A 26,625-nucleotide genomic window follows, 5' to 3' on the forward strand; every position below is an offset into this window, starting at 1 on the left:
TTTTACAATGCACAAAAGGGCCTGATGATGACTATCGCTGCCTTCAAGATCGCCAATAAGCTTTTGACCGGCCAAGGCGCTGTGGAGCAACTGGCGCACGAGCTGCCCCGTCTGAAAATCGACAATCCACTGATCGTCACCGACGCCATCCTGCTCAAGTCCGGCACCGTGGATCACGTGCTCAAGCAGCTCGGCGAGCGTGCCTACGGCATTTTCGACGCTGTGGAACCGGAGCCCGAGATCGCCATAGTCGAGGCTTGCGCCAAGGTCTACCGCGACGGAGGGCACGATGGTCTGATCGGTGTCGGCGGTGGCAGTGCCATCGACATCGCCAAGGCGGTGGCTGGCTATGTTGGTCATGACGGCGCCCTGGAGGAGCTGTTCGGTGTCGATCAGGTCAAGCGCAAGGGCCCGCCGCTGATCGCCATCCCCACCACTGCCGGCACCGGCTCGGAAGTGACCAACGTGTCGATCCTGTCGGACAAGCAGGCGCAGCTGAAAAAGGGCATCGTCAGCGACTATCTGCTGCCCGACGTGGCCCTGGTCAGCCCGGTGATGACCCTGACCTGTCCGCGTAGCGTGACCGCCGCCAGCGGTGTCGATGCCCTGGTGCACGCGGTGGAATCCTACCTGTCGGTGAATGCCTCGCCGATCACCGACGCCCTGGCCATCGGCGCCATCAAGCTGATCGCCAAGGCGCTGCCCAAGGCTTACGCCAATCCGGCCGATCTGCAGGCGCGTGAAGACATGGCCACCGCCAGCCTGATGGCCGGCATGGCCTTCGGCAACGCCGGGGTTGGTGCCGTGCACGCCCTGGCCTATCCGCTGGGCGGGCGCTTCAACATCGCCCACGGCGTCAGCAATGCCTTGCTACTGCCCTACGTGATGGCCTGGAACAAGCTGGCCTGCGTCGAGCGCATGGCCGAGATCGCCGCCGCCCTGGGCGTGCAGACTCACGGCCTGAGCGACAAGGCTGCTGCCGACCTGGCCGTCGAGGCCATGGCCGAGCTGTGCGCCAGCGTCGACATCCCCAAGGGCATGCGCAGCTTCAACGTGCCCGAGGATGCCATCCCGGCGATGGCCGAGGAGGCCAGCAAGATCGACCGCCTGATGCGCAACAATCCGCGGCGCCTGACTGCCGGCGACATCGAGCAGATCTACCGCGCCGCCTACTGAACCCTCGCCGCTACCGATGACCAACAGCCCCGGCCAAGCCGGGGCTCGCTGCTTACAACTCTAATAACATTGGGTGATTCACATGTCCGAACCGCATCAACAAAATCTGGGCGTCGAAACCGCGTACTGGCCGCTGGGGCCGTTCAAGGTACGGCTGCCGTTCATTCACTACCGCTTCGAACTCTCCGATTACATGCAGGGTCTGCTCATGTGCGCGGTGGACCTGGCGGCAATCCCGCTGATGACCGAATTCCTCGGCATGCCTTTCGAGGTGGCGCTGGCGGTGGTCATGCTAAACGGCCTGCTGTACCTGACCCACCATCTACTCGGCGACCCGGTGGTGCCGGGGTGGATCACCCCGGCGATCCCCCTGCTGATGGCCTACTGCAGTCAGTTCCCGGAGGGCCCGGAGCGGGTGCATGCGCTGATCGCCTTCCAGTTGATGCTGGGGGCGTTCTCCATAGGACTGGGGATGACGGGCATGGCGCGCAAGGTGGTGTCGCTGGTGCCCTCGGCGCTCAAGGCCGGCATCATCATGGGTGCCGGCCTCAGTGCGGTGGTCACCGTGTTCAAGGAAGGCGGGCGCTTCGACAGCTTCCCCTGGACCATTTCCATCGCCGTCGGCATCGCCTTCTACCTGGTGTTCTCGCTGCACTTCCAGCAGTTGAAGAAGCGCAGCCGCTTCTGGTGGAACTTCGCCAAGCTGGGCATCTTCCCGATCATCCTGCTGGCGGTGTTCGTCGCGCCGATCTTCGGCGAGGCGCCGTGGCCAAGTATCGAGTGGGGCATCAGCAAGCCTGACTTCGTCACCCTGTGGAACGAATACACGGTGTTCGGCCTCGGCATGCCGCCGTTGATGATGTTCATCACCGCCATCCCTACCGTGTTCGCCGCCTACCTGGTGGTGTTCGGCGACGTACTGGGCGCCAAGGCCATTCTGGGCGAAGCCGACCATATCCGCAGTGACGAGAAGGTCGACTTCAACCCCAACCGATCGCACATGATCTTTGGCGGGCGCAACGCTTTCATGAGCATTTTCGGCCCTGACGTGGCCATGTGCGGCCCGCAGTGGTCGGCCATGCAGGTGGTGATCACCGAGCGTTTCAAGGGCGGCGCCCAGGCGATGAAGTCCATCTACGGTGGCGTCGGCTCGTTCCGCTGGGGCACCAACACCGGCCTGTTGCTGTTGCCGGTGGTCACCCTGCTGCAGCCGATTCTCGGTGTAGCACTGGCGCTGACCCTGCTGATTCAGGGCTACGTCAGCGTACGCCTGGGCATCATGGAGGCGCGCAGCCAGCGTGATCTGGGCATCGCCGGGGTAATCGGCGCGGTGCTGGCGATCAAGGGTGCCGCCTGGGCCTTCGCCATCGGCGTCGGCCTGTGCGCGCTGATCTACGGGGCGCAGATGTTCCGTGGCGAAAACGACCAGACCTTCACCAAGGATCTGCCGCCAAGCGAGTGAGCTTTTCGAATTGACCAGCCGGAGCCTTGTGTCTCCGGCTGCAGGAGTAGTGCATGAAACTCAATGATCCCGATCTGCTGCGCCATCAGGCCTACATCGATGGCCAATGGTGTGACGCGCCCGACGGCGCCGTCACGGAAATTTTCAACCCGGCCAACGGCGAGTCCCTTGGCCATGTACCGAACCTGGGGGCAGACGAAACACGCCGCGCCATCGAAGCCGCCCGGGCCGCGCAACCGACCTGGCGTGCGCTGACCGCCAAGGAGCGCGCCGCGCGTCTGCGCAAATGGTACGAGCTGATGCTCGCCAGCCAGGACGATCTGGCGCAGATCATGACCGCCGAGCAGGGCAAGCCGCTGGCCGAAGCCCGCGGTGAAGTGCTCTACGCCGCCTCGTTCATCGAGTGGTTCGCCGAGGAGGCCAAGCGCGTCTATGGCGACACCATTCCCGGCCACCAGGCCGACAAGCGCCTGATCGTCACCAAGGAACCGATCGGTGTAGCCGCGGCGATCACTCCATGGAATTTCCCTGCGGCGATGATCACCCGCAAGGCCGGCCCGGCCCTGGCCGCCGGCTGTGCCATGGTGCTCAAGCCCGCGCCGCAGACGCCTTTCAGTGCCCTGGCCCTGGCTGTGCTGGCCGAACGCGCTGGCGTCCCGGCCGGACTGTTCAGTGTGCTTCCGGCGGATGTCGAGCGCTCCCGTGAAGTGGGCGGTGAGCTGTGCGCCAACCCCATCGTGCGCAAGTTGTCGTTCACCGGCTCCACCGGCGTCGGCATCAAGCTGATGGAGCAATGCGCACCGACCCTGAAGAAACTGTCCCTGGAGCTGGGCGGCAATGCGCCGTTCATCGTCTTCGACGATGCCGATCTCGACGCTGCGGTCGAGGGGGCCATGGTCGCCAAATACCGCAACGCCGGCCAGACCTGCGTGTGCGCCAACCGTATCTACGTGCAGGACGGTGTGTACGACGCCTTCGCCGAGAAACTGGCGGCAGCGGTGGCAGGGCTCAAGGTTGGCCAGGGCACTGAAGCTGGCGTGACCACCGGCCCGCTGATAGACGCCAATGCCGTGGCCAAGGTGCAGGCGCATCTGACCGATGCGCTGGAGAAGGGCGCCAGGGTGTTGCAGGGCGGTCAGGCGCTGGGCGGCAATTTCTTCGCGCCCACCGTGCTGGCCGACGTGACTCCGGACATGCGCGTGGCCCGCGAGGAAACCTTCGGCCCGCTGGCGCCGCTGTTCCGCTTCAGCGACGAAGCGGAAGTGATCCGCCAGGCCAATGACACCGAGTTCGGTTTGGCCGGCTACTTCTACACCCGCGACCTGGGCCGCGCCTTCCGCGTCGGCGAGGCGCTGGAGTACGGCATGGTCGGCATCAATACCGGGCTGATCTCCAATGAAGTCGCGCCGTTCGGTGGCATCAAGGCTTCCGGCCTGGGTCGTGAAGGCTCCAAGTACGGGTTGGACGAGTATCTGGAGATCAAGTACCTCTGCCTCGGCGGTATTTGAATCAGGTCGCTATTGTGGGAGGGGCTTTAGCCGCGACCGGCTTGGCACAAAAGCCAGAAGCTCGCGGCTAAAGCGCCTCCCACTGTCTCCTGCGCTTGTCGATCAAGGGCGCCACAGCCGCTACAATGCGCGCCACCGTGATCCAGCACTCAGAGGTGCGCCATGCAACCCTTCGCCATCGCTCCGTCGATCCTTTCCGCCGACTTCGCCCGCCTGGGTGAGGAAGTGGACAACGTACTCGCCGCCGGGGCGGACATCGTCCACTTCGATGTCATGGACAACCACTACGTGCCCAACCTGACCATCGGCCCGATGGTCTGCTCGGCGCTGCGCAAATACGGCATCACCGCGCCGATCGACGCGCACCTGATGGTCAAGCCGGTGGATCGCATCATCGGCGACTTCATCGAAGCCGGCGCGTCGTACATCACCTTCCACCCGGAAGCCTCCGAGCACATCGATCGTTCGCTGCAGCTGATCAAGGCGGGCGGCGCCAAGGCCGGCCTGGTATTCAACCCGGCTACTCCGCTGGACGTGCTCAAGTACGTGATGGACAAGGTCGACATGATCCTGCTGATGAGCGTCAACCCCGGCTTCGGCGGGCAGAAGTTCATCCCCGGTACCCTCGACAAGCTGCGTGAAGCGCGCGCGCTGATCGATGCCAGCGGTCGCGAGATCCGTCTGGAGATCGACGGTGGCGTCAACGTGCAGAATATTCGCGAGATCGCCGAGGCGGGCGCTGACACCTTCGTCGCCGGCTCGGCCATCTTCAACCAGCCGGACTACAAGGCGGTGATTGACGCCATGCGCGCCGAACTGGCCCAGGTGCGTGGATGAAACCGCTGCGCGCGCTGTGCGGCGGCGAGCTGCCGCGCCTGGTGATGTTCGACCTGGATGGCACGCTGATCGACTCGGTGCCTGACCTGGCCGCAGCGGTCGACCGCATGCTGGTCGAGCTGGGACGCGCGCCGGCTGGTGTAGAGCAGGTTCGCGAGTGGGTCGGCAATGGCGCCCGCGTGCTGGTGCGTCGCGCCCTGGCCGGTGGCCTGGATCATTCCGCGGTGGGCGAGGCCGAGACAGAGCGGGCGCTGGCACGCTTTCTCGATATCTACGCCGACTGTCATGACCTGACCGCGCTCTACCCGGGGGTGCACGAGCTGCTCGAAGCATTGAGTACCGCTGCCGTCGAACTGGCGGTGGTGACCAACAAGCCGGAGCGCTTCGTCGCGCCGTTGCTGGAGCAGGTCGGCCTGGGCGGTTATTTCCGCTGGATCATCGGCGGCGACACCCTGCCGCAGCAGAAACCCGACCCGGCTGCGTTGCTCCAGGTGATGCGCCTGGCGGGTGTCGAGGTATCGCAATCGCTGTTCGTCGGCGACTCGCGCAACGATGTGCTGGCCGCTCACGCAGCAGGTGTGCCCTGCGTCGCGGTGAGCTACGGCTATAACCATGGCCGCCCGATCACCGAAGAGAAACCGAACCTGGTGGTCGATAGCCTCGCCGAGTTGCTCTGACGAATCTTCAGCTACGCCATTCGGCTTTTGTAGGAGCGGATTTATCCGCGAAACTGGCGATTGGGATCGCGGATAAATCCGCTCCTAACAAGCTATCGCTTTGCCCCGCTTGCAGGGCTTGGCTTGTAGCTGCTACCTTGGCCGCTCTCCTTATTCCCCCGCCTGTCGAGATCGCACCGTGGTGGTTAGCTGCAAACTCTGGATGAAGGTCATCAAGGCCCTGGCCCGTTGGCGCTGGCGCGCCTGATTTCGTCCTGCCGCTGCGCGCGGCCCGTTTGCACCCGACCGTTTTCCCCGAGCCATGAGGCTGATCATGACCCATGAAGAATTCCTGCGTTTAGCCGCTGAAGGCTACAACCGCATTCCCCTGGCCTGCGAAACCCTGGTGGATTTCGACACGCCGCTGTCCATCTACCTGAAACTGGCCGACGCGCCCAATTCCTACCTGCTCGAATCCGTGCAGGGCGGCGAGAAATGGGGCCGTTATTCGATCATCGGCCTGCCGGCGCGCACCGTGCTGCGCGTGCATGGCCATGACGTGGTGGTCTGCACCGACGGCGTCGAGGTCGAACGCCACCAATGTGCCGACCCGCTGGAGTTCGTCGAGCAGTTCAAGGCGCGTTACAAGGTGCCGACCATCGCCGGTCTGCCGCGTTTCAACGGTGGCCTGGTGGGCTACTTCGGCTATGACAGCGTGCGCTACGTCGAGCCCAAGCTGGCTGCGGGGGTCAATCCCGATGCGCTGGGCACGCCGGACATCCTGCTGATGGTGTCCGACGCGGTGGTGGTGTTCGACAACCTGGCCGGCAAGATGCACGGCATCGTTCTGGCCGACCCGGCTCAGCCGGATGCCTTCGAGCAAGGCCATGCGCGCCTGCGCGAGATCCTGCACAAGCTACGTCAGCCGATCACCCCGCGCCTGGGCGTGGACCTGTCCGCGCCGCTGGGCGAGGAACCGGCGTTTCGCTCCAGCTACAGCCAGGGCGACTACGAGGCGGCGGTTCGTTCCATCAAGGAGTACATCCTGGCCGGCGACTGCATGCAGGTGGTCATCTCCCAGCGCATGTCGATTCCGTTCAAGGCCGCGCCCATCGACCTGTACCGCGCGCTACGCTGCATCAACCCGACGCCTTATATGTACTTCTTCAACTTCGGCGACTTCCATGTGGTCGGCTCCTCGCCGGAGGTGCTGGTGCGCGTCGAGGATGGTCTGGTCACCGTGCGCCCTATCGCCGGTACGCGTCCGCGCGGCGCCAGCGAGGAGGCGGACAAGGCGCTGGAAGACGACCTGCTGTCCGACGCCAAGGAGATCGCTGAGCACCTGATGCTGATCGATCTGGGCCGTAACGACACCGGCCGCGTGTCGCAGATCGGCTCGGTCAAGCTCACCGAGAAGATGGTCATCGAGCGCTATTCCAACGTCATGCATATCGTTTCCAACGTCACCGGTCAGCTCAAGCCCGAGCTGTCGGCGATGGACGCGCTGCGCGCCATCCTGCCGGCCGGCACCCTGTCCGGCGCGCCGAAGATTCGCGCCATGGAAATCATCGACGAGCTGGAGCCGGTCAAGCGCGGCGTCTACGGCGGCGCAGTCGGCTACTACGCCTGGAACGGCAACATGGACACCGCCATCGCCATCCGTACTGCGGTGATCAAGGACTTTGAGCTGCACGTGCAGGCCGGCGCCGGCATCGTCGCCGACTCGGTGCCCGCGCTGGAGTGGGAAGAAACCCTGAACAAGCGCCGCGCCATGTTCCGCGCCGTTGCGCTCGCCGAACAGACTGCCGTCCAGGCCCAGGAATAACAGGAGCCGTACCATGCTTTTGATGATCGATAATTACGACTCCTTCACCTACAACGTCGTGCAGTACCTGGGTGAGCTGGGCGCCGACGTGCACGTGATCCGCAATGACGAACTGAGCATCGCCGAGATCGAAGCACTGAAGCCCGAGCGCATCGTTGTCTCGCCCGGCCCGTGCACGCCGACCGAGGCGGGGGTCTCCATCGAGGCCATCCTGCATTTCGCCGGCAAGTTGCCGATCCTCGGCGTCTGCCTCGGCCACCAGAGCATCGGCCAGGCCTACGGCGGCGACGTGGTGCGCGCGCGCCAGGTGATGCACGGCAAGACCAGCCCGGTGTTCCATGCGGACAAGGGCGTGTTCGCCGGTCTGAACAACCCGCTCACCGTGACCCGCTATCATTCTCTGGTGGTCAAGCGCGAAACCCTGCCGGATTGCCTGGAGATCACCGCCTGGACCCAGCATGACGACGGCTCGGTCGACGAGATCATGGGCCTGCGCCACAAGACCCTGAACGTCGAGGGCGTGCAGTTCCACCCCGAGTCCATCCTCACCGAGCAGGGCCACGAACTGTTCGCCAACTTCCTCAAGCAGACCGGAGGCGTGCGCGCATGAATATCAAGGAAGCCCTCAACCGGATCGTCGCCCAGCTCGATCTGACCACCGAGGAAATGCAGGCGGTGATGCGCGAAATCATGACCGGCCAGTGTACCGACGCGCAGATTGGCGCCTTCCTCATGGGCATGCGCATGAAGAGCGAGACCATCGACGAGATCGTCGGCGCCGCCAGCGTCATGCGCGAGCTGGCGGCTCCGGTGGTCATCGACGCCGAGCGCCTGGTCGACACCTGCGGCACCGGCGGCGATGGCATGAACATCTTCAACGTCTCCACCGCGGCGGCCTTCGTCGTCGCGGCGGCCGGCGGCAAGGTGGCCAAGCACGGCAACCGCGCAGTCTCCGGCAAGAGCGGCAGCGCCGATCTGCTGGAAGCCGCCGGCGTCTACCTGGGGCTCAAGCCCGAGCAGGTGGCGCGCTGCGTCGAGAGCGTGGGCGTCGGCTTCATGTTCGCCCCGTCCCATCATGGCGCGATGAAGCATGCCATCGGCCCGCGTCGTGAGCTGGGCCTGCGCACCATCTTCAACATGCTCGGCCCGATGACCAATCCGGCGGGTGCCAGGCATCAGGTTATCGGCGTGTTCAGCCAGGCGCTGTGCCGCCCCATGGCCGAAGTGCTGCAGCGCCTGGGCAGCGAGCACGTGCTGGTGGTGCATGCGCAGGATGGCCTGGACGAGATCAGCCTGGCCGCGCCTACCTTCGTCGCCGAGCTCAAGGACGGCAAGGTCAGCGAGTACCGCATCCAGCCCGAGGATTTCGGCATCAAGAGCCAGAGCCTGATCGGCCTGACCGTCGACAACGCCGAGCAGTCCCTGGAACTGATCCGCGATGCGCTGGGCCGGCGCAGGACCGAGAACGGCCAGAAGGCTGCCGACATGATCGTGCTCAACGCGGGCGCTGCGCTCTATGCTGCCGATCACGCCAGCAGTCTGCGCGAAGGTATCCAGCTGGCGCATGATGCGCTGCACACCGGGCTGGCGCGTGAGAAGCTGGAGGAGCTGGTGTCCTTTACCGCGGTATTCAAACAGGAGAACGAAGGGTGAGCGTGCCAACCGTACTGGAGAAGATCGTCACCCGTAAGTTCGAGGAGGTTGCCGCGCGCCGTGCCCAGGTCAGCCTGGCCGAACTCGAGGCGGCCGCCCGCGCCGCCGATGCGCCGCGTGGCTTTGCCCGCGCCCTGCTGGAACAGGCAGCGCGCAAGCAGCCAGCGGTAATCGCCGAGATCAAGAAGGCCTCGCCGAGCAAGGGCGTGCTGCGCGCCGACTTCGTCCCGGCCGATATCGCCCGCAGCTACGAGGCAGGTGGTGCCACCTGCCTGTCGGTGCTCACCGATATCGATTTCTTCCAAGGCGCCGACCAGTATCTGCAGCAGGCCCGTGCGGCCTGCGCGCTACCGGTGATCCGCAAGGATTTCATGGTCGATCCCTATCAGATCGTAGAAGCACGCGCCCTGGGTGCTGACTGTGTGCTGCTGATCGTGTCCTGTCTGGATGACGTGCGCATGGCCGAACTGGCCTCGGTGGCCAAGGACGTCGGCCTCGATGTGCTGGTCGAGGTGCATGACGGCGAGGAGTTGGAGCGTGCGCTGCATACCCTGGACACGCCGCTGGTGGGAATCAACAACCGCAACCTGCACACCTTCGATGTCAGTCTGGAAACCACCCTTGACCTGCTGCCGCGCATCCCGCGTGATCGCCTGGTGGTGACCGAGAGCGGCATTCTCAATCGCGCCGACGTTGAGCTGATGGAGATCAACGAGGTCTACGCCTTCCTCGTGGGTGAAGCCTTTATGCGTGCGGAAAGTCCGGGCAGTGAATTGCAGCGCCTGTTCTTTCCCGAGCGCGGCCGCGCTGCGGTGGTCGGCAACGACCCCGAATAGGACGCATGAAAAAGCCGGCGATCAAGCCGGCTTTTTTCTTTTGGGTTGGTTGTTCAGCGCGTGCCGAACACCACCATGGTCTTGCCCTTGACGTGCACCAGGCCCTGTTCTTCCAGGGACTTGAGCACGCGGCCGACCATCTCCCGCGAGCAGCCGACGATGCGACCGATTTCCTGACGGGTGATCTTGATCTGCATGCCGTCCGGGTGGGTCATGGCGTCCGGCTGCTTGCACAGATCGAGCAGGGTGCGTGCGACGCGGCCGGTCACGTCGAGGAAGGCCAGGTCGCCGACCTTGCGCGTGGTGTTGCGCAGGCGCTCGGCCATCTGGCTGCCCAGGGCGAAGAGGATGTCCGGATCCTGCTGAGTCAGTTCGCGGAACTTGGCGTAGCTGATTTCCGCGACCTCGCATTCGGTCTTGGCGCGTACCCAGGCACTGCGCTCCTTCTCCGCGCCATCCTTCTCGAACAGGCCCATTTCACCGAAGAAATCGCCAGAGTTGAGGTAGGCGATGATCATCTCGCGGCCATCGTCATCCTCGATCAGGATGGTGACCGATCCTTTGACGATGAAGAACAGGGTTTCGCAGCGATCGCCTGCGTAGATGATGGTGCTTTTGGCGGTGTAGCGGCGGCGATGACAGTGCGCGAGAAGCTTGTCGAGGTTCTTGATTTTAGGTGTAAGGGTGATAGCAACCATGCCCGAGTCCCGAAGATGAAAAGTGAAGGCCTTTGTCCAACGGCAATTTCTTATTTGTTATCTGGCCAAGTGTGCCAGCGATTCGGCGTCAGCTTAACAGACGTGCTACGAGTACGTTTTTTTTTGCGATCTGGGTAACACAAGCCAAGGGAACTTTCTCGCTTCGGGGGCAAATCGGTTTGTCCTTTACCTATGTTAATCTGCCTGACTTTGCCACTCTGGGAGCGAATATCGATGAAAGCGCGTGTGCAGTGGGCCGGTGAAGCTCTGTTCCTCGGCGAGTCCGGTAGCGGCCATGCCGTCGTCATGGACGGTCCGCCCGATGCCGGCGGTCGCAATCTCGGAATTCGGCCGATGGAGATGTTGCTGATCGGCCTCGGTGGCTGCAGCAATTTCGATGTGGTGAGCATCCTGCGCAAGGGGCGCCAACCCGTGGAAAGCTGCGAGGTCTTTCTCGATGCCGAGCGTGCAGGCGAGGAGCCCAAGGTGTTCACCAAGATTCACTTGCACTTCGTCGTCAAAGGTCGCGGCCTGAAGGAAGCCCAGGTCAAGCGAGCGGTGGAGCTGTCGGCAGAGAAGTACTGCTCGGCCTCGATCATGTTGGGCCGTGCCGGCGTCGATATCAGCCACGACTACGAAATCGTCGAGTTGGGCTGAGCCGGCTCGCTGCAAATGAAAAGGGCGCCGGATGGCGCCCTTGTTCGTTCAGATGCGGTAGGTGCTCTTGGTCATGACTTTCGACAACAGGGTCATGCCGAACTTCACCGGTGTCGGGAAGCGTACGCCACCAGCTGCCAGGGCGCTGTTGGCATGCTGTTGCTCGTCGACGCGCATCTGCTCGAGGATGGCGCGTGACTTGGCGTCATGCTCGGGCAGTTGCTCCAGATGTTCATCCAGATGCTTGCATACCTGGTCTTCGGTGGCGGCGACGAATCCCAGGCTGACGCGATCACTGACCAGCCCGGCAACCGCGCCCACGCCGAATGACAGGCCATAGAACAATGGGTTGAGCACGCTCGGGTGGCTGCCCAGTTCGCGAATGCGCTGTTCGCACCAGGCCAGATGGTCGATCTCCTCATCGGCGGCATGTTCCATGGCGCTGCGCACTTCCGGCAGCTTGGCGGTCAGCGCCTGCCCCTGATAGAGCGCCTGAGCGCACACTTCGCCAGTGTGGTTGATGCGCATCAGGCCGGCGACGTGGCGCGACTCCTCGCTGCTCAGTTCCGTATCGTTCTGCACGATGGCGGGTGATGGTCGGCCCGATGCGCCGCTGAAGGGCAGCAGGGTACGCAGCGCGGCATCGGCTTGCAGCAGCAGGCGGTCGACGGGGGAATACTGGCGTTCGCTGGCCATAAGGCACCTCCAGAGGTAACAACAGCGCTAGTCTACTGCAAAGTCGCCAGGCCGTCCGTGGCTCAGAGGCTGTTCTAAAGTCTCGCGAGCTAGGATCGTGCAATACCGATGGCGGCCCCGCAAAAACAGGTGAGGAACGGTCGGAGTCGCGGGCGACTGTACTTTTGTACATGAGCATGACTCGCTCCGCTCGCCCCTTCGGGGCCGCCCTGAAGGACGTTGGCCGCAAGCGGCCTCCGAGCCTGTTTTTAACGCAGCAGGGTCGATGCGCAGCAGACTTTGGGCAGTCTCTCAGGGCAGCTCGCGCAGCACACGAAACCCCAATGCATAGTCGCGATGATGGGGTTGCTTGAGGTCGCGCATGCTGCTGCGCAGGTAGGCCGGGCCGCTGTTCCAGGCGCCGCCGCGCACCGCGCGCGGGCTGTTGTCGAGCAGCCCGGCGCTCTGCGTTTCGCTGCCGTCGAAGCGTTGCGTGTAGTTCGAAGCCGTCCATTCCCAGACATTGCCTGCGGTGTCATGCAGGCCGAAGCCATTGGCCGGGAACTGGCCGACGGCGGCCGTCTTGTTACGCAGCAGGCGCGAGCTGGCGCATCCGCGGCAATGAGCGCGTGGCGCCTGTTCGTTGCTGTCGAGTTCGTCCCCCCACCAGAAGTAGCTCTAGCTGCCGCCGCGTGCCGCATACTCCCATTCGGCTTCGGTCGGCAGGCGATAGCGCGCACCGGTCTCGCGTGAAAGCCATTGGGCGTAGGCGTGGGCGTCGCGCCAGGACACGTGGATCACCGGACGCTGCGCGGAAAGTCCCCAGCCCTCGTTATCGGGCATGGGCAGCTCGTTGGCGTCGGCGTATTTCTGCCAGTCGGCAAAAGTGACTTCGTAGCGACCGATGGCGAAGGGCTGATCGAAAGCGATGGTCCTTGGCGGGCGCTCGTTGTCGTTGCCGCGACCGTTGGCATCGCCCATGGCAAACGCGCCAGCCGGAACAACCACCATTTCAGGGCCCTGGCCGCCGCTTGATAGTGGATCGCTGATAGCCTCGATGGCGACGGCCGCTCGGTTCACCAGCAGCGCACTAGTGGCGATGGCAATGGAGACGACGGCTGTGACGCAGCGCGCTTTCAGCACTTGCACGATGTGAGACCTGCGGCGACGATCTGCCAGTTCAGACGGTCCATGCTGTGTGCTCCGATTCTGCGAAATCGCGGATGGTAACCCTGCTTTTCCGGCTGGCCAAACTTCACAAGGAGCGGGTGTTGAAGAACGATATTCATGATCTCGGGCTGGTGCTCGATTCCAAGGTCAAGCTGGTGGTGATCGAGTCGTGGGACGAGATGCGCGTGCTGGAAACCCTTACTGGCCTGGCGGTCAAGCGCGGTCTCGGTCTGCACACCTGGTCGGTGACCGAGGGCTTGCAGCGCCTGGGCTTCGGCGGCGCGCCGGTCGACGAGTCGCCGACCCTGGAGCCGGAAGCGGCGCTGCGCATGATCAAGGCCGACCCGCAGCCGAATCTCTACGTGATGTGCGATCTGCATCCATTTCTCGATGACAACCCGCGGCTGGTACGCCTGCTCAAGGAAATCGCCATGAGCGAGGCGGCGCACAAGCCGACGCTGGTGCTGGTGTCACATGCGTTCAAGTTGCCTGCCGAAGTGCAGCGTTTCGCGGCGCGCTTCAGTCTCGCGCTGCCGTCGGAGGACGAACTGCTGGGCATCGTGCGCGACGAGGCAGCGCGCTGGAGCGAAGGCAACCGCGGTGCACGCGTACGCACCGACAATCGTACCCTGCAGCAGGTGGTCAAGAACCTGCGTGGCCTGAGTCATGCCGAGGCGCGGGCGCTGGCGCGCAACGTCATTTGCGACGACGGTGCGATCACTCAGGAAGACATTCCCGAGCTGAACAAGACCAAGTTCCAGCTGCTGGATCTGGAGGGCGTGCTCAGCTTCGAATACGACACGGCGCGCTTCGCCGAAGTGGGTGGCCTGCTCAACCTCAAGCGCTGGTTGGCCGAGCGTCAGGCGGGCTTTCTCGAAGGTAGTGGCATCGATGCGCCCAAGGGTGTGATGCTGGTCGGCGTGCAGGGCGGCGGCAAGAGTCTGGCCGCCAAGGCTGTTGCCGGGCTCTGGGGCCTGCCGCTGCTGCGCCTGGATTTCGCCTGCCTGTACAACAAGTTCTTCGGCGAGACCGAGCGTAACCTGCGCGAGGCGTTGCGCCTGGCCGAACAGATGGCGCCCTGCGTGCTGTGGATGGACGAGGTGGAGAAGGGACTGGCCAGTGGCGACCATGACGGTGGCGTGAGCCAGCGTGTATTGGGCACCCTGCTGACCTGGATGGCCGAGCGCAAGGCGCCGGTATTCGTCGTCGCCACGGCCAACGCCATCGACCGCCTGCCGCCTGAGCTGGTGCGCAAAGGGCGCTTCGACGAACTGTTCTTCGTCGACCTGCCCAGTGCCGAAGTGCGTGCCGATATCTTCCGTATCCACCTGCAGCGCCGCGAACTGGACCCCGCCACCTTCGACCTGGCGCAGCTCGCCGCGGCCAGCGAGGGCTATTCCGGCGCAGAGATCGAGCAGGCCGTGGTCAGCGCCTTGTACGCCGGACAGGCGCAGCAGCAGGCGGTCGATCAGCAACTGCTGCTGCGCACGTTGCAGAACACCGCGCCGCTGTCGGTGGTGATGGCCGAGCGCTTGGCAGCCTTGCGTGCCTGGGCGGATGGACGAACGGTCAATGCCGGTTGATCAGGCGCCAGTGAAGGGGCGGGTCAGGCGGCCGCTGAGTTTGCGCACCAGCCAGCGTGGCCCGAGGCGTGGGCTCAGTGCCAGCAGGCGGTTGCGCCAACCGGGAATGATGATGGCGCGGTTGTTTTCCAGCGCGCGCACGGTGAGTAGCGCCACTTCCTCGGCGCTCATCATCAGCTTGCTGCCGGCGAGACGGGTGACGTCCATCTGCGCCGCGCGAAAGAAGGCGCTGTGGGTTGGCCCGGGGCAGAGCACCGATACGCGCACGCCGCGGCTTTTCAGTTCCTCGCGCAAGCCTTCGCTAAAGTGCAGCACATAGGCCTTGCTGGCGTAGTAGCTGCTCATCCAGGGGCCGGGCTGGAAGGCCGCGACCGAGGCGACGTTGAGAATCTGCCCACCGCCCTGCTCGGCCATGCGCTGACCAAGGGCGTGACACAGACGGGTCAGCGCCAGGACGTTGACCTCCAGCTGCTCCAGCTCGCGGCTCCAGTCCTGCTCAAGGAACGGGCCGGCGCAACCCAGGCCGGCATTGTTCACCAGCAGGTCGATTTGCCACTGACCTTCTTCCAGCTCCAGTAACAGGCCGGACAGCTGCAGCGGCTCGCTCAGATCGCAGAGGCGAAACAGCACCTCGACGCCGAAGCGCTGCGCCAACTCGCAGGCGATGCTCTCCAGGGCGTCACGCCTGCGTGCCACCAGGATCAGGTTGCGACCCCGGCGCGCCAGGGCTTCGGCCAGGGCCAGGCCGATGCCGCTGGAGGCACCTGTGATCAATGCATAGCTACGCATGGTCGCGGATTACTGCTCCTGATACTCGGCGGCACGCTCGACATAGCCCTGATACTGGGGCAGGGCGATGGCGGCGATGATGCCGGTCAATGGCACCAGCAGGAACAGCCAGGCCAGGATCTTCACTCCGGTGCTGTTAGGCGGCGGCGGCGGGCCGTAGCGGTTGGCCCCCTGAGTGCCCGGAATGATCAGCATCAGCAGTGCGAATACACTGCCAATGAAAGGAACGAAGTTGAGCAGCCACAGCCAGCCGGACCAGCCAATGTCGTGCAGACGCTGGACGCCGATGAACACCCCGATGACGATCATGGCGATCACGCCGGCGGCCATGATCAGGGTGCCCAGGGCGCTGGAAATGGCTGAGGCACCTGCGAACAGCAGGAGCATTGGCAGCATGCACAGCAGCATGGCCATGGTCCAGCCCAGATAACGTACGCGGCCAATCCGGCCGCTGACGCTGAATACCTTGAGTTCCGAGTATTGCGGCAGTTGCTCGGCGACATTCGCCTGCGGCGGCGCGTAGGGCGAGGCCGCCGCAGCCGGGGCTTGTACAGGCGCCGCTTCGGCCAGTTGCGCCTGACGGGCGAGGTACTTGTCGATGATGATGCCGCAGGCGGAGCACTCGGCGGCCTTGGCTTGTTCATGGCCGCATTTGGGGCAGGTCATGGTCGGCGTTGCGGCTTGCTCGGCCTGCACCGTCTCGGCCTCGGTCGGCACCAGGCTGAGACTGGCTGCCTGATCCAGTTCCTTGCGCACATTGGCGCCGGCCTTCTGCAGGGCGCTCAGGTACTGCTGTGCCTCGCTCTCGCCCAGATCGCGCTTGAGCGCTACCGGCGCCCCGCTGAACAGACTGTCGATACGCGCCGGGTCGCTCTTGAACAGGCGAGCCAGGTTTTCCTTGACCATTTCCAACGAGGCCTCGGGCATCAGTTGGCCGTCGAACACTATCTTGTAGCGCGGTGGGTTCATGCGAGCTTCCTTGTCGGCGGGAAGTGAGGAGGAGTGAGGTGCCTGTTCAGCAACGAGCGAGGCATAAGCCTAGAGTGCCGTGAGGCCAATATACAAGCGGCCTGAAGTGCCGCAGTCGAGGAATTTCAGGCGCTGTCTATTGTGCTCCAGCGGCCGACCAGTTGGCCGCGGCGTAGTAGACGTATTTCGCTGAAATCGCCGAGCAGACCTTCGCTGATCGCGGGGCGCAGAAATACCCAGTCCTGATTCGTCAGCTGCGTGGCGGCGCTGCCGATCAGGCGTTCCTGATTGGCGCTGCGGCCGTAGAGTTGGTCAAAGTCGAGCCCTGCTGGTGAGACGGGCTGCGCTGGCCAGCGACCGCCGTAGAGGTAGTAGGCGTGCTGGCGGTTGGGGTTCCAGGCTGCGATCAGTGGTTGCAGCGACTGCAGGTAGGGCAGGGCGCCGTCGAGCGCCTTGAGTACCGGGCTGGCGATCCACAACGCTGGCTGATGCGCCTGCAGCAATGGCGTATCGAACTCCGCAGGCTTGAGCAAGGCAGAACCAATGGCGACCTCATTGAGCGAACTTTGCTGCTGGCTGTGCAGCAGGTAGGTCAGGCTGCCCCCGCCATTTAGCAGCGGCGCGGTCGGCCATAGCTCGCTGAACGCCCGGGCGCTGGCGATAAACTGGTGGTAACGCCTGTCGGCCTCGTTGAACGCTTTGATCTGGCCTTGCCAGGGAGGGTTATGGGCAACATGCGCGTCGTATCCCATCAGCCCTTGCAACTGCAGGCCCGGTAGTTGCCCAAGCTGCCGCATTGCCTGAGTCAGAGCCTGCGCTGTGGCGAAGCCGCCGCGCCCGAGGCCGATGTCGATCTCCAGTGCGATGCGCAGCCGCCGTCCCAGCGCCTTGGCCAGTTCGGCGTACTGCAGCAGGCGTTGCTCGCTGTCGATCAGCCAGGTCACCTGGCGATCGGGATCGAAAACGAGATGACGCGGCAACTGGCGATAGAAGTTCAGCGCGGCAGCAACCGGCATGGGCTTGCCCAGCAGCAGGTCGGCCTGCGGGAAACTTCTGGCCAGACGATTGAGTTGCGGTTGATGGAAGACCATGAAGCGCTGGGTTTGCAGGCGCTTGGCCAGATACTCCAGCAGGCCGGTGCTGGCCAGGGACTTGGCGACCAGGCGCAACTGGAAGCGTCCGGCCAGACGCGTCGCCAGCTGGTCGGCGTTGGCATCGAGCCGGTCGAGATCGAGCAGCAGGGTGGGCACGCCCTCGCCATCGCGCTGCAGCTGTCTGTTGAGCTCGGCAAAGTAGACGTCATGCGCGCGACCTCGATCAGCCGGGCGCAGCGCCCAGCCGCCGATTAGCCCAAGCGCGCCCAGTCCCAGCAGGTGGCGACGCTTCATCGTGGCCAGCGTTGCCCCAATTGCTCGCTGCGTGTCAGCGCGGCGCGATACTCGTGATCGAGCCGCGACACCAGCGCCTGGACCGAGGGCAGATCGTCGATACCGCCGACGCCCTGGCCGGCTGACCATACGGTTTTCCAGGCCTTGGCTTCTTCGTCCATTGGCTTGAGCTTCTCGCCGTAGTTGATATCGCCCTTGTTCTGCAGCTGTTTCAGGTCATAGCCGGCCTGCTCCAGGCTTTGGCGCATGAAACTGGCCGGTACGCCGGACACGGCGGGCGTGTGGATGATATCGGCGGCCCGTGCGTCGAGGATCATCTGCTTGTAGTCGGCAGAGGCGTTGTTCTCGGTGGTGGCGATGAAGCGGGTGCCCATGTAGGCCAGATCGGCGCCCAGCAGCTGGGCTGCGAGAATTTCATGGCCGTGGTTGAGGCAGCCGGACAGCAGCACGGTCTTGTCGAAGAACTGGCGAATCTCCGCCAGCAGGGCGAAGGGGCTCCAGGTGCCGGCGTGACCACCGGCACCTGCGGCCACGGCGATCAGCCCATCCACGCCAGCCTCGGCGGCCTTTTCCGCATGGCGGCGTGTGGTCACGTCATGGAACACCAGGCCACCGTAGCTGTGCACGGCATCGACCACTTCCTTCACCGCCCCCAAGCTGGTGATGACGATGGGGACGCGGCGTTCGACGCAGATAGCCAGGTCGGCCTGCAGTCGTGGGTTGCTGTTATGCACGATCAGGTTGACGGCGAAGGGGGCTGCGTCAACCGAGAGGTTGGCTCCGATCTCGTCGAGCCAGGCTGCGAAGCCCGCACTCTCGCGCTGGTTCAGCGCCGGAAAGCTGCCGACGATGCCGCTGTTGCAGCAGGCACTGACCAGCGCCGGATTGGATACCAGAAACATCGGCGCAGCGACCAGGGGCAGGCGCAGACGCTGTTCGAGCAGGGCGGGCAGAGACATGGCGAACTCCTCAGAAGGGGCGGACGACAACCAGGATTACGATCCCCAGTAGGGCCAGCACCGGCGCTTCATTGAACCAACGATAGAACACGTGACTGCGGCTGTTCTCGCCGCGGGCAAAGCACTTGAGCTGGGCGCCGCACAGGTGGTGATAGATCACCAGCGCCACCACCAGGGTGAGCTTGGCGTGCATCCAGCCCTGGCTGAAGTAATAGCCGGGGTTGAGCGTCAGCAGCCAGATACCCAGTGCCAGCGTGGCGATCATCGACGGGATCATGATGCCGCGATACAGCTTGCGCTCCATGATGCAGAAACGTTCTTGGCTCGCGGTGTCGTCGCTCATGGCGTGATAGACGAACAGACGCGGCAAATAGAACAGGCCGGCGAACCAGCAGACCATGGCGATGATGTGTAGAGCCTTGAGCCAGAGATAGAGCATTTTCGCCTCTCACGCGGAAAAATGGCCTCGATAGTAGAGGTAGGCGACGGCCTGCGTCACCTCTACGGTTGGAGCTTGGCCGATGCGGCTTTATCATCGGCAGCTTTCCAATGGCTTTTGCAAAGGGGCATGTGATGATCAAGGTCGGTATCGTCGGCGGCACGGGCTACACCGGTGTCGAACTGCTGCGTCTGCTGGCGCAACACCCGCAGGCAGAGGTGACCGTGATCACTTCCCGTTCCGAGGCCGGCCTGCGCGTCGACGAGATGTACCCCAACCTGCGCGGCCACTATCCGGAGCTGGCTTTCAGCGTGCCGGACGTCGCCACGCTGGGCGCCTGTGACGTGGTGTTCTTCGCCACGCCACATGGCGTCGCCCATGCCCTGGCCGGTGAGCTGCTCGCTGCCGGCACGCGGGTGATCGACCTGTCCGCCGACTTCCGTCTGCAGGACGCCGAGGAGTGGGCCAAGTGGTACGGCCAGCCGCACGGCGCTCCCGAGCTGCTGAGCGAGGCTGTTTACGGCCTGCCTGAGGTCAACCGCGAGGCGATCAAGACGGCGCGCCTGATCGCCGTGCCCGGCTGCTACCCGACCGCGACCCAGCTCGGCCTGATCCCACTGCTGGAAGCCGGCCTGGCCGATGCAAGCAGCCTGATCGCCGACTGCAAGAGTGGCGTCAGCGGCGCCGGCCGTGGTGCCAGCGTTGGCTCGCTATTCTGCGAGGCAGGCGAGAGCATGAAGGCCTACTCGGTCAAGGGCCATCGTCACCTGCCGGAAATTCGCCAGGGGTTGCGTCAGGCCGCAGGTGGCGATGTCGGTCTGACCTTCGTGCCGCACCTGACACCGATGATCCGCGGCATCCATGCGACCCTTTACGCACGCGTGGCCGACACCTCAGTGGATCTTCAAGCCCTGTTCGAGAAGCGTTATGCCAATGAGCCCTTCGTCGACGTGATGCCGGCCGGCAGTCATCCGGAAACCCGCAGCGTGCGTGGTGGCAACGTCTGCCGCATCGCCGTGCACCGTCCGCAGGGTGGTGATCTGGTAGTGGTGCTGTCGGTGATCGACAACCTGGTCAAGGGCGCCTCCGGTCAGGCCGTGCAGAACATGAACATCCTCTTCGGTCTCGACGAACGTCTTGGTCTGTCGCACGCGGCTCTGCTGCCGTGACACCGGCCTGGGAGGTCCGCCTCAGCGATCCGCGTCGAGAGCGCAGGCGCCGCTGGTTGTTGTTCCTGCTGGCGCTCGCCGTGCCAGTGGCCTTCGCTCTGGGCTGGTATTGGCAGCAGATGCAGCCCCAGCCAGCATCTGAGGATACTCAGGCGCTGCTGACCCGGCTTGCCGAGCAGGAGCAGGAACTGGAGCTGTTGCGCCAGCGCCTTGCCGTGGTCGGCAGCAGTGACAAGGTAACGCAGCAGGCCATGGAGCAGAGTCGGCGGACCATCAAGCTGCTGGAGGAGCAGATCTTCAAGCAGCAACAGGACCTGGCCTTCTACAAGGGTGTCCTGGCGCCTGCCAGTCGTCGAGAGGGCATGCGCATTCGCGCTTTCGAGCTGCAAGCCACGGAACAGCCGCAGCGATTCCGCTACAAGTTGCTGATGAGCCGGGTCGGTGCCAGTGATGAGGCCCTGCAAGGGCGGCTGCGTATCACGGTCGAGGGGCAGCAGGACGGTAAGGCGGTCACCTTGGAGCTCGCGGCGTTGTCCGACGAAGTCAGCGAGAACAGCATCCCGTTCTCCTTCAAGCATTTTCAGTCGTTTCCTGAAGCCGGTCGCTTTGGCGAGCTACAACTGCCTGAGGGATTCGAACCTCGCCAAGTCAAGGTTCAGGCGGAGGTCGAGGGCGACAAGCCGCTGAGCCGTACATTCGAATGGATAAAATAGGAGCGATAACCCCCCATGTGGAGTAAAGACAAGACCAAACCTGACCTGCAGCGTTTCAGCGGCAAGACCAGTCTGATTGCCGCGGGTGCCGAGCTGGTAGGCGACATGCGCTTTCAGGGCGCCGTGCAGGTGGATGGTCGGGTCGCCGGTAATCTGCTGGCCACCGAAGGGCTGGTGCGCGTCAGTGTTGGTGGCGTGGTTGAAGGTGAGATACGTGCACCCCATATCGTGATCGATGGAGAGGTCAATGGGGATGTGTTCGCCAGTGGCCATCTGGAGCTGGGGGCTCGTTCCCGGGTGCGTGGCGACCTGCAGTACGGCCTGATGGAAATGGCCATGGGCGCGCAGATCGAAGGGCGCTTGTGCCACATCAAGGATGGCGAGCGTCCACTTGAGCTTCCGGCATCGCTGGAAATCGGGCAATAGTTGACCAATTTTGTAGGGCAAGCGGATAATGCGTGCCTAGCAGGCTGTCGTTGATGATGGCCAGGCAGCGCAGGTAGTGTTCAACAACCTGCTAACGCAGTGTGGCGCGTGGCGCCGGGAGTTATAGCATGAGCGTCGAAACCTTCACCCCTGCCCCCTTGCACTTCACTCAGGGAGCGGCCAGCAAGGTGAAGACCCTGGTCGATGAAGAAGGCAATCCGCGCCTGAAGCTGCGCGTATTTGTCACGGGCGGCGGTTGCTCGGGCTTTCAGTACGGCTTCACCTTCGACGAGGATGTGGCCGAAGACGACACCATCGTCGAGCGCGAGGGCGTCAGCCTGGTGGTCGATGCCATGAGCTTCCAGTATCTGGTGGGCTCCGAGGTCGACTATCAGGAGGGATTGGAAGGATCGCGCTTCGTGATCAAGAACCCCAATGCCACCACTACCTGTGGCTGCGGCTCGTCCTTCTCGATCTGAAGCCGTCATTTCATGACGACGCCGCGCTCGATGCGCGGCGTTTTCGTTTTCAGGCGGGGTAGATGGCACCGAGAACGCGTAGACCTTTTGCCCCGGTCACGCTCGGGCGATTGCCGGCGATGCCTTCCAATGCGCAGTGTGCAAGCCAGGCGAAGGCCATGGCTTCAACCCAGTCCGGGTCTACACCTTCGGCAGCGGTGCTGCTTACTTCGGTGTCCGGCAGCATCTCGCTCAGGCGCTTCATCAGGCAGGCATTGTGGGCACCACCACCGCATACCAGTAGCGTATCCGTGTGGGCCTGCGCGTTACGCAAGGCGCTCACTATGCTGCGTGCGGTGAGTTCCACGAGAGTTGCCTGAACGTCCTCGCTGGCCAGTGTCTGTAAGGCTTGCAGATGGCCAAGCAGCCAGCCGAGATTGAACAGCTCCCGACCAGTGCTCTTCGGGCCTTGGGTGGCGAAGAAGGGATCGCTCAGCAAGCGCGTCAGCAGCTCGTCGTGAACGCTACCGCTGGCCGCCCAGGCGCCATCACGATCATAGGCTAGGCCCTGACAATGCTGAATCCAGGCATCGAGTAACACGTTACCAGGGCCGCTGTCGAAACCCAGTACTTCCTGGTTGGGTGAGAGCAGGCTGAGGTTGCTGAAACCACCTACGTTGAGCACGGCTACGTGCCTCTGGTCATGGCCGAACAGGTCATGATGGAAGGCCGGGACCAGAGGGGCGCCTTGACCGCCCGCAGCCACATCGCGACGACGAAAGTCGCCCACCACGCAAATACCTGTGAGCTCGGCCAGTAGCGCCGGATTGCCGATCTGAATGGTGAAGCCGCGCGCGGGCTCGTGGCGCACGGTCTGGCCGTGGCTGCCGATGGCGCGAATTTGCTGGGCGGTCAGGCCCTGTTGCTGCAGAAGCTCGTTGACCGCTTCTGCAGCCAGCTCGACCCAATGCTGTTCGGCAACGGCGGCGCGTGCCAATTCATCGTTGCCTGAGCTGCATAGCGCCAAGAGGTCGCTGCGCAGTCGATCCGGCATGGGGCGGTAGAGCGTGGCGAGGAGGTGGGGGCGCCGATCCTGATCGATCAGCGCGATGTCCAGTCCGTCCAGACTGGTACCGGACATCACGCCAATATAGAGAGGCACGGCTTACTGCTGGTTGGCGGCCAGCATGGTGGCCTTTTCCTGGTCCATGCGTGCCATCAGCGGCTTGCTCAGCTGCATGAAGCGTTGCTTCTCGCTCGCTGCAATGGGGTCGGCCATTGGCAGCTTCTGGCTGAGTGGGTCGACATGTACACCGTTGACCTGGAATTCATAGTGCAGGTGAGGTCCGGTGGACAGGCCGGTGGTGCCGATATACCCGATGATCTGGCCTTGCTTGACATTCGCACCGTTGCGAATGCCCTTGGCGAAGCCCTGCATGTGCGCGTAAAGGGTGCGATAGCGCTGGCCATGCTGAATGATCACGGTGTTGCCGTAACCGCCGTTGCGGCCGGCCAGAGTCACGCGGCCGTCACCGGCTGCCTTGATCGGGGTGCCTCGTGGCGCAGCATAATCAACGCCCTTGTGCGCACGGATCTTGTTCAGGATCGGATGCTTGCGGCCAGTGGAGAAACGCGAGCTGATGCGCGCGAAGTCCACCGGTGTGCGGATGAACGCCTTGCGCATGCTTTCGCCATTGGCGTTGTAGTAGCTGGTAGTGCCCTGCTTGTTGGTGTAGCGCACCGCGGTGTAGGTCTTGCCGCGGTTGGTGAAGCGCGCCGAGAGGATGTTGCCGGTGCCGACACGCTTGCCGTTCACAACCTTCTCTTCATAGATCACTTCGAACTCGTCGCCTTCGCGAATATCCATGGCGAAGTCGATGTCGTAGCCGAAGACGTTGGCCAGGTCCATGGTCAGGCTATGCGATAGACCGGCGCGCTTGGCAGAGAGGAACAGCGAACTGTTGATCACGCCGCGGCTGTAGGCGGTGACCACCTCCGGCTTGACCTGGTCACGCTGGAAGTCGAAGCCTTTTTCGGTGCGGCTGAGGCGAATGGTTTCCAGGTCGCTGAGTTTGCTCTGCAGGTTCTTCAGCTTGCCTTCTTCATTCAGTTCGAACTCGAGCACCTGGCCAACTTTCAAGCGGCTGAACTGCTTGGCGTCCTTTGTGCTGTTGAGCGCTTCATGAAGGTCATTGGCGCTCAGGCCGACCTTGGCGAATACGATAGAAAGCGTATCGCCATTGCTAACCGTGATGTTGTGGTGGCTGGGGTCGGAGGGAGGAGTGGTGTCGGCTGTTTCTAGGATGTTCTCGTCAGCGTCTTCTGCGCTGTTTTCGGCGGTGTCCGCGCTCTGCTCGATCTTGGCGAAAGGAGAGGCGGCGCCTGGCGCTGGCAGTCCCGCTCGGAGATCATCCTTTTCCTGCAGTACCATCTCGGCATCATTGCCCAGATCCAGGTCGAGAAAGGTTTTCTGCGCTTCGACTTCACGCGAAGGAAACACCAGCAGAGCCAGGCTCAGCAGCGCAGCTACACCGCTAGCAGCCAGGATATGGCTTTTAGGGTAGGGCGGGGCTTTTGGGATATTTTGCGTCATGGCGTGAGGCGTTTTCTTGGAATGTGCATTAACTGTATAAAATATAACCAAAATCGGCGCGGGGCAACCCTTGACATGCCGAGCGGTGCTCCAGGCTGCTTTCCCTGGGCAAAACTTGTAATTAGTTCGCGATCTTGTATGGTTGGTTCCCTTTCAATTTCCAGTGGTTGCAGGTTTTGTCATGAAGTCGGTCGAAGAGCAGCTGGCGCTGATCAGGCGTGGTGCGGAAGAGGTTCTGGTTGAGGCTGAGCTGGTCGAAAAGCTCAAGCGTGGTCAGCCGCTGCGGATCAAGGCAGGTTTCGATCCGACCGCGCCTGATCTGCACCTCGGGCACACCGTCCTTATTAATAAGCTGCGTCAGTTCCAGGAGCTCGGCCATCAGGTGGTGTTCCTGATCGGCGACTTCACCGGCATGATCGGCGACCCAAGCGGCAAGAGCGCCACGCGCCCGCCGCTGACTCGCGAGCAGGTGCTGGATAACGCCGAGACCTATAAGCAGCAGGTGTTCAAGATCCTCGATCCGGCCAAGACCGAGGTCGCCTTCAACTCTACCTGGATGGATCAGCTCAAGCCGGCTGACTTCATTCGCCTGGCTTCGCAGTACACCGTGGCTCGGATGCTCGAGCGTGATGACTTCGACAAGCGCTACACCAGCAACCAGCCGATCGCCATTCATGAGTTCCTCTACCCGTTGGTGCAGGGCTACGACTCCGTGGCACTCAAGGCCGACGTCGAGCTGGGCGGCACCGACCAGAAGTTCAATCTGCTGATGGGTCGTGAACTGCAGCGCGCCTATGGCCAGGAATCACAGTGCATCGTCACCATGCCGTTGCTGGAAGGTCTCGATGGCGTGAAGAAGATGTCCAAGTCGCTGGGTAACTACGTGGGCATCCAGGAAGCACCGGGCGTGATGTACAACAAGCTGGTGTCCATGCCCGATGCGTTGATGTGGCGCTACTTCGAGTTGCTCAGCTTCCGCTCCATGGATGAGATCGAGCAATTCAAGCGTGATGTCGAGCAGGGGGCGAACCCGCGTGACATCAAGATCAAGCTGGCTGAAGAGCTCGTTGCGCGTTTCCACGGTGAAGAGGCGGCAGCCAATGCCCACCGCTCCGCGGGTAATCGCATGAAGGATGGCGAGCTGCCGGAGGATCTGCCCGAGGTCGAGCTGGCGTCGGCTGAGGATATGCCGATTTCGTCCGTCCTTAATAAGGCGGGTCTGGTGAAGAACGCTGCCGTTGCACGTGACCTGCTGGGATCGGGAGGTGTGCGCGTCGATGGTGAGGTGGTTGATCGCACCTTCCTGTTCAAGGTGGGGGCTACGCATGTTTGCCAGGCCGGCAAGAAGGCCTTTGCGCGCATCACGCTCAAGGTCGAGTAATAAAACTGCAAAATAAGCTTGACGCGCATTCTGCTGGATGTAGAATGCGCGCCACTTCAGCGATGAAGCGCTTCAAAAACTTCTTGTTAATCAATAAGTTAAGTTGAATGAAGGGCTTGCAAAGCTGGATCTGGCGTGTAGAATGCGCGCCGGTCGACAGGGTGGCGGTTTGATCCTGTTGGTGGTTCGGTCGAATGGATCGAAAGCGGTTTGAAAGAGGTGGTTGACAGCGGTTTTGAACGCTGTAGAATGCGCCTCCCGCTGGAGAGAAGAAGTTCTGATCGAAAGCGCAAGTGGTTGAGTAGAAAGAAAAAATTCTTCGAAAAACAGCTTGACAGAAAGAAAGGCTGCTGTAGAATGCGCGGCCTCGGTTGAGACGAAAGGCTTAACCAACTGTTCTTTAACAACTGAATCAAGCAATTCGTGTGGGTGCTTGTGAGGTAAGACTGGTAGTCGACAGATTATCAGCATCACAAAGCAACACTCGTGAATTCGAGAGTTTATTTGCGATTGCTGAGCCAGGTTTAGGGTTTTCTCAAAACCCAAGCAGTATTGAACTGAAGAGTTTGATCATGGCTCAGATTGAACGCTGGCGGCAGGCCTAA

The 26,625-nt window shown here is 62.9% G+C and carries 25 protein-coding genes and 1 pseudogene; 16 read left to right on the top strand and 10 right to left on the bottom strand.

Annotation, left to right across the window (positions count from 1 at the left end):
* Window positions 1-27 precede the first annotated feature (27 nt).
* From DXK50_RS16465 to trpC, 9 genes are all read left to right on the top strand, one after another.
* Window positions 28-1,176 (top strand): iron-containing alcohol dehydrogenase, encoded by a 1,149-nt coding sequence (locus tag DXK50_RS16465; RefSeq protein ID WP_212631087.1) that lies wholly within the window; start codon window positions 28-30, stop codon window positions 1,174-1,176.
* A gap of 82 nt (window positions 1,177-1,258) precedes the next feature.
* Entirely contained in the window at window positions 1,259-2,638 is a 1,380-nt protein-coding gene (locus tag DXK50_RS16470; protein ID WP_212631062.1) for a hypothetical protein, read from the top strand.
* Window positions 2,639-2,691: 53 nt separating this feature from the next.
* Entirely contained in the window at window positions 2,692-4,146 is a 1,455-nt protein-coding gene (gene gabD / locus DXK50_RS16475) for an NADP-dependent succinate-semialdehyde dehydrogenase (RefSeq protein ID WP_212631063.1), read from the top strand.
* Between the two features lie 162 nt (window positions 4,147-4,308).
* On the top strand, window positions 4,309-4,983 hold the full coding sequence (gene rpe / locus DXK50_RS16480; RefSeq protein WP_013717380.1) for a ribulose-phosphate 3-epimerase: 675 nt from the start codon (window positions 4,309-4,311) through the stop codon (window positions 4,981-4,983).
* Window positions 4,980-5,660: a phosphoglycolate phosphatase gene (locus DXK50_RS16485; protein ID WP_212631064.1), complete on the top strand. Its 681-nt coding sequence runs from the start codon at window positions 4,980-4,982 to the stop codon at window positions 5,658-5,660. The genes rpe and DXK50_RS16485 overlap by 4 nt, the downstream gene beginning before the upstream one ends.
* A gap of 313 nt (window positions 5,661-5,973) precedes the next feature.
* Window positions 5,974-7,464 carry an anthranilate synthase component I gene (gene trpE / locus DXK50_RS16495; protein ID WP_212631065.1) on the top strand — a complete coding sequence of 497 codons (1,491 nt, stop codon included), beginning with the start codon at window positions 5,974-5,976 and terminating at the stop codon, window positions 7,462-7,464.
* A gap of 13 nt (window positions 7,465-7,477) precedes the next feature.
* Entirely contained in the window at window positions 7,478-8,074 is a 597-nt protein-coding gene (locus DXK50_RS16500; RefSeq protein WP_012019798.1) for an aminodeoxychorismate/anthranilate synthase component II, read from the top strand.
* Complete coding sequence (gene trpD, locus DXK50_RS16505; RefSeq protein ID WP_161865924.1) at window positions 8,071-9,117, top strand: anthranilate phosphoribosyltransferase; 1,047 nt, start codon at window positions 8,071-8,073, stop codon at window positions 9,115-9,117. Before DXK50_RS16500 ends, trpD begins: the two co-directional genes overlap by 4 nt.
* The gene (gene trpC, locus DXK50_RS16510; protein ID WP_161865923.1) at window positions 9,114-9,953 is read left to right on the top strand and encodes an indole-3-glycerol phosphate synthase TrpC; all 840 of its coding nucleotides are present in this window, start codon (window positions 9,114-9,116) and stop codon (window positions 9,951-9,953) included. Before trpD ends, trpC begins: the two co-directional genes overlap by 4 nt.
* A gap of 53 nt (window positions 9,954-10,006) precedes the next feature.
* Here trpC and crp read toward each other — a convergent pair whose 3' ends face one another.
* Window positions 10,007-10,651 (bottom strand): cAMP-activated global transcriptional regulator CRP, encoded by a 645-nt coding sequence (gene crp / locus DXK50_RS16515; protein ID WP_004373483.1) that lies wholly within the window; start codon window positions 10,649-10,651, stop codon window positions 10,007-10,009.
* Window positions 10,652-10,885: 234 nt separating this feature from the next.
* On the opposite strand from crp, the gene DXK50_RS16520 reads away from it, so the two are divergent.
* Window positions 10,886-11,308, top strand: coding sequence for an OsmC family protein (locus tag DXK50_RS16520; protein WP_161865922.1), 423 nt, complete (start codon window positions 10,886-10,888; stop codon window positions 11,306-11,308).
* A 48-nt stretch (window positions 11,309-11,356) separates the two neighbouring features.
* Here the strand turns inward: DXK50_RS16520 and coq7 are convergent, their stop codons facing one another.
* Together coq7 and DXK50_RS16530 are read right to left on the bottom strand one after the other, a co-directional pair.
* Window positions 11,357-12,004 carry a 2-polyprenyl-3-methyl-6-methoxy-1,4-benzoquinone monooxygenase gene (coq7, locus tag DXK50_RS16525; protein ID WP_212631066.1) on the bottom strand — a complete coding sequence of 216 codons (648 nt, stop codon included), beginning with the start codon at window positions 12,002-12,004 and terminating at the stop codon, window positions 11,357-11,359.
* Between the two features lie 291 nt (window positions 12,005-12,295).
* Window positions 12,296-12,994 (bottom strand): annotated as a pseudogene (locus tag DXK50_RS16530) (formylglycine-generating enzyme family protein).
* 260 nt (window positions 12,995-13,254) lie between these two features.
* On the opposite strand from DXK50_RS16530, the gene DXK50_RS16535 reads away from it, so the two are divergent.
* Complete coding sequence (locus DXK50_RS16535) at window positions 13,255-14,736, top strand: AAA family ATPase (RefSeq protein WP_212631067.1); 1,482 nt, start codon at window positions 13,255-13,257, stop codon at window positions 14,734-14,736.
* Here the strand turns inward: DXK50_RS16535 and DXK50_RS16540 are convergent, their stop codons facing one another.
* From DXK50_RS16540 to hemJ, 5 genes are all read right to left on the bottom strand, one after another.
* The gene (locus tag DXK50_RS16540) at window positions 14,737-15,525 is read right to left on the bottom strand and encodes an SDR family NAD(P)-dependent oxidoreductase (protein ID WP_212631068.1); all 789 of its coding nucleotides are present in this window, start codon (window positions 15,523-15,525) and stop codon (window positions 14,737-14,739) included.
* Between the two features lie 9 nt (window positions 15,526-15,534).
* Entirely contained in the window at window positions 15,535-16,494 is a 960-nt protein-coding gene (locus DXK50_RS16545; RefSeq protein ID WP_212631069.1) for a DUF805 domain-containing protein, read from the bottom strand.
* A 125-nt stretch (window positions 16,495-16,619) separates the two neighbouring features.
* Entirely contained in the window at window positions 16,620-17,882 is a 1,263-nt protein-coding gene (locus DXK50_RS16550; protein WP_212631070.1) for an alanine racemase, read from the bottom strand.
* Window positions 17,879-18,841, bottom strand: a complete 963-nt coding sequence (locus DXK50_RS16555) for an NAD(P)H-dependent flavin oxidoreductase (RefSeq protein WP_212631071.1) — start codon at window positions 18,839-18,841, stop codon at window positions 17,879-17,881. Before DXK50_RS16555 ends, DXK50_RS16550 begins: the two co-directional genes overlap by 4 nt.
* A gap of 10 nt (window positions 18,842-18,851) precedes the next feature.
* Entirely contained in the window at window positions 18,852-19,280 is a 429-nt protein-coding gene (hemJ, locus tag DXK50_RS16560) for a protoporphyrinogen oxidase HemJ (RefSeq protein ID WP_212631072.1), read from the bottom strand.
* 134 nt (window positions 19,281-19,414) lie between these two features.
* On the opposite strand from hemJ, the gene argC reads away from it, so the two are divergent.
* The 4 genes from argC (at window position 19,415) to erpA (ending at window position 22,067) form a co-directional block, all read left to right on the top strand.
* Window positions 19,415-20,449, top strand: coding sequence for an N-acetyl-gamma-glutamyl-phosphate reductase (gene argC, locus DXK50_RS16565; protein WP_161866202.1), 1,035 nt, complete (start codon window positions 19,415-19,417; stop codon window positions 20,447-20,449).
* Window positions 20,446-21,162 (top strand): DUF6776 family protein, encoded by a 717-nt coding sequence (locus DXK50_RS16570; protein ID WP_349292101.1) that lies wholly within the window; start codon window positions 20,446-20,448, stop codon window positions 21,160-21,162. Before argC ends, DXK50_RS16570 begins: the two co-directional genes overlap by 4 nt.
* A 15-nt stretch (window positions 21,163-21,177) precedes the next feature.
* Window positions 21,178-21,588: a bactofilin family protein gene (locus DXK50_RS16575; protein WP_161865913.1), complete on the top strand. Its 411-nt coding sequence runs from the start codon at window positions 21,178-21,180 to the stop codon at window positions 21,586-21,588.
* A gap of 128 nt (window positions 21,589-21,716) precedes the next feature.
* On the top strand, window positions 21,717-22,067 hold the full coding sequence (gene erpA / locus DXK50_RS16580; protein WP_004373465.1) for an iron-sulfur cluster insertion protein ErpA: 351 nt from the start codon (window positions 21,717-21,719) through the stop codon (window positions 22,065-22,067).
* A gap of 49 nt (window positions 22,068-22,116) precedes the next feature.
* On the opposite strand, the gene DXK50_RS16585 is transcribed toward erpA, so the two are convergent.
* Together DXK50_RS16585 and DXK50_RS16590 are read right to left on the bottom strand one after the other, a co-directional pair.
* On the bottom strand, window positions 22,117-23,208 hold the full coding sequence (locus DXK50_RS16585) for an anhydro-N-acetylmuramic acid kinase (protein ID WP_212631073.1): 1,092 nt from the start codon (window positions 23,206-23,208) through the stop codon (window positions 22,117-22,119).
* 3 nt (window positions 23,209-23,211) lie between these two features.
* Window positions 23,212-24,639, bottom strand: a complete 1,428-nt coding sequence (locus tag DXK50_RS16590; protein ID WP_212631074.1) for a peptidoglycan DD-metalloendopeptidase family protein — start codon at window positions 24,637-24,639, stop codon at window positions 23,212-23,214.
* 181 nt (window positions 24,640-24,820) lie between these two features.
* Between DXK50_RS16590 and tyrS the strand changes: the two genes are divergently transcribed.
* Entirely contained in the window at window positions 24,821-26,020 is a 1,200-nt protein-coding gene (tyrS, locus tag DXK50_RS16595) for a tyrosine--tRNA ligase (RefSeq protein ID WP_212631075.1), read from the top strand.
* The last annotated feature ends 605 nt before the right edge of the window (window positions 26,021-26,625 follow it).

The sequence above is a fragment of the Pseudomonas sp. KB-10 genome (genome assembly GCF_018221585.1).
In the GTDB taxonomy this organism is placed as follows: Bacteria; Pseudomonadota; Gammaproteobacteria; order Pseudomonadales; family Pseudomonadaceae; genus Aquipseudomonas; species Aquipseudomonas yangonensis.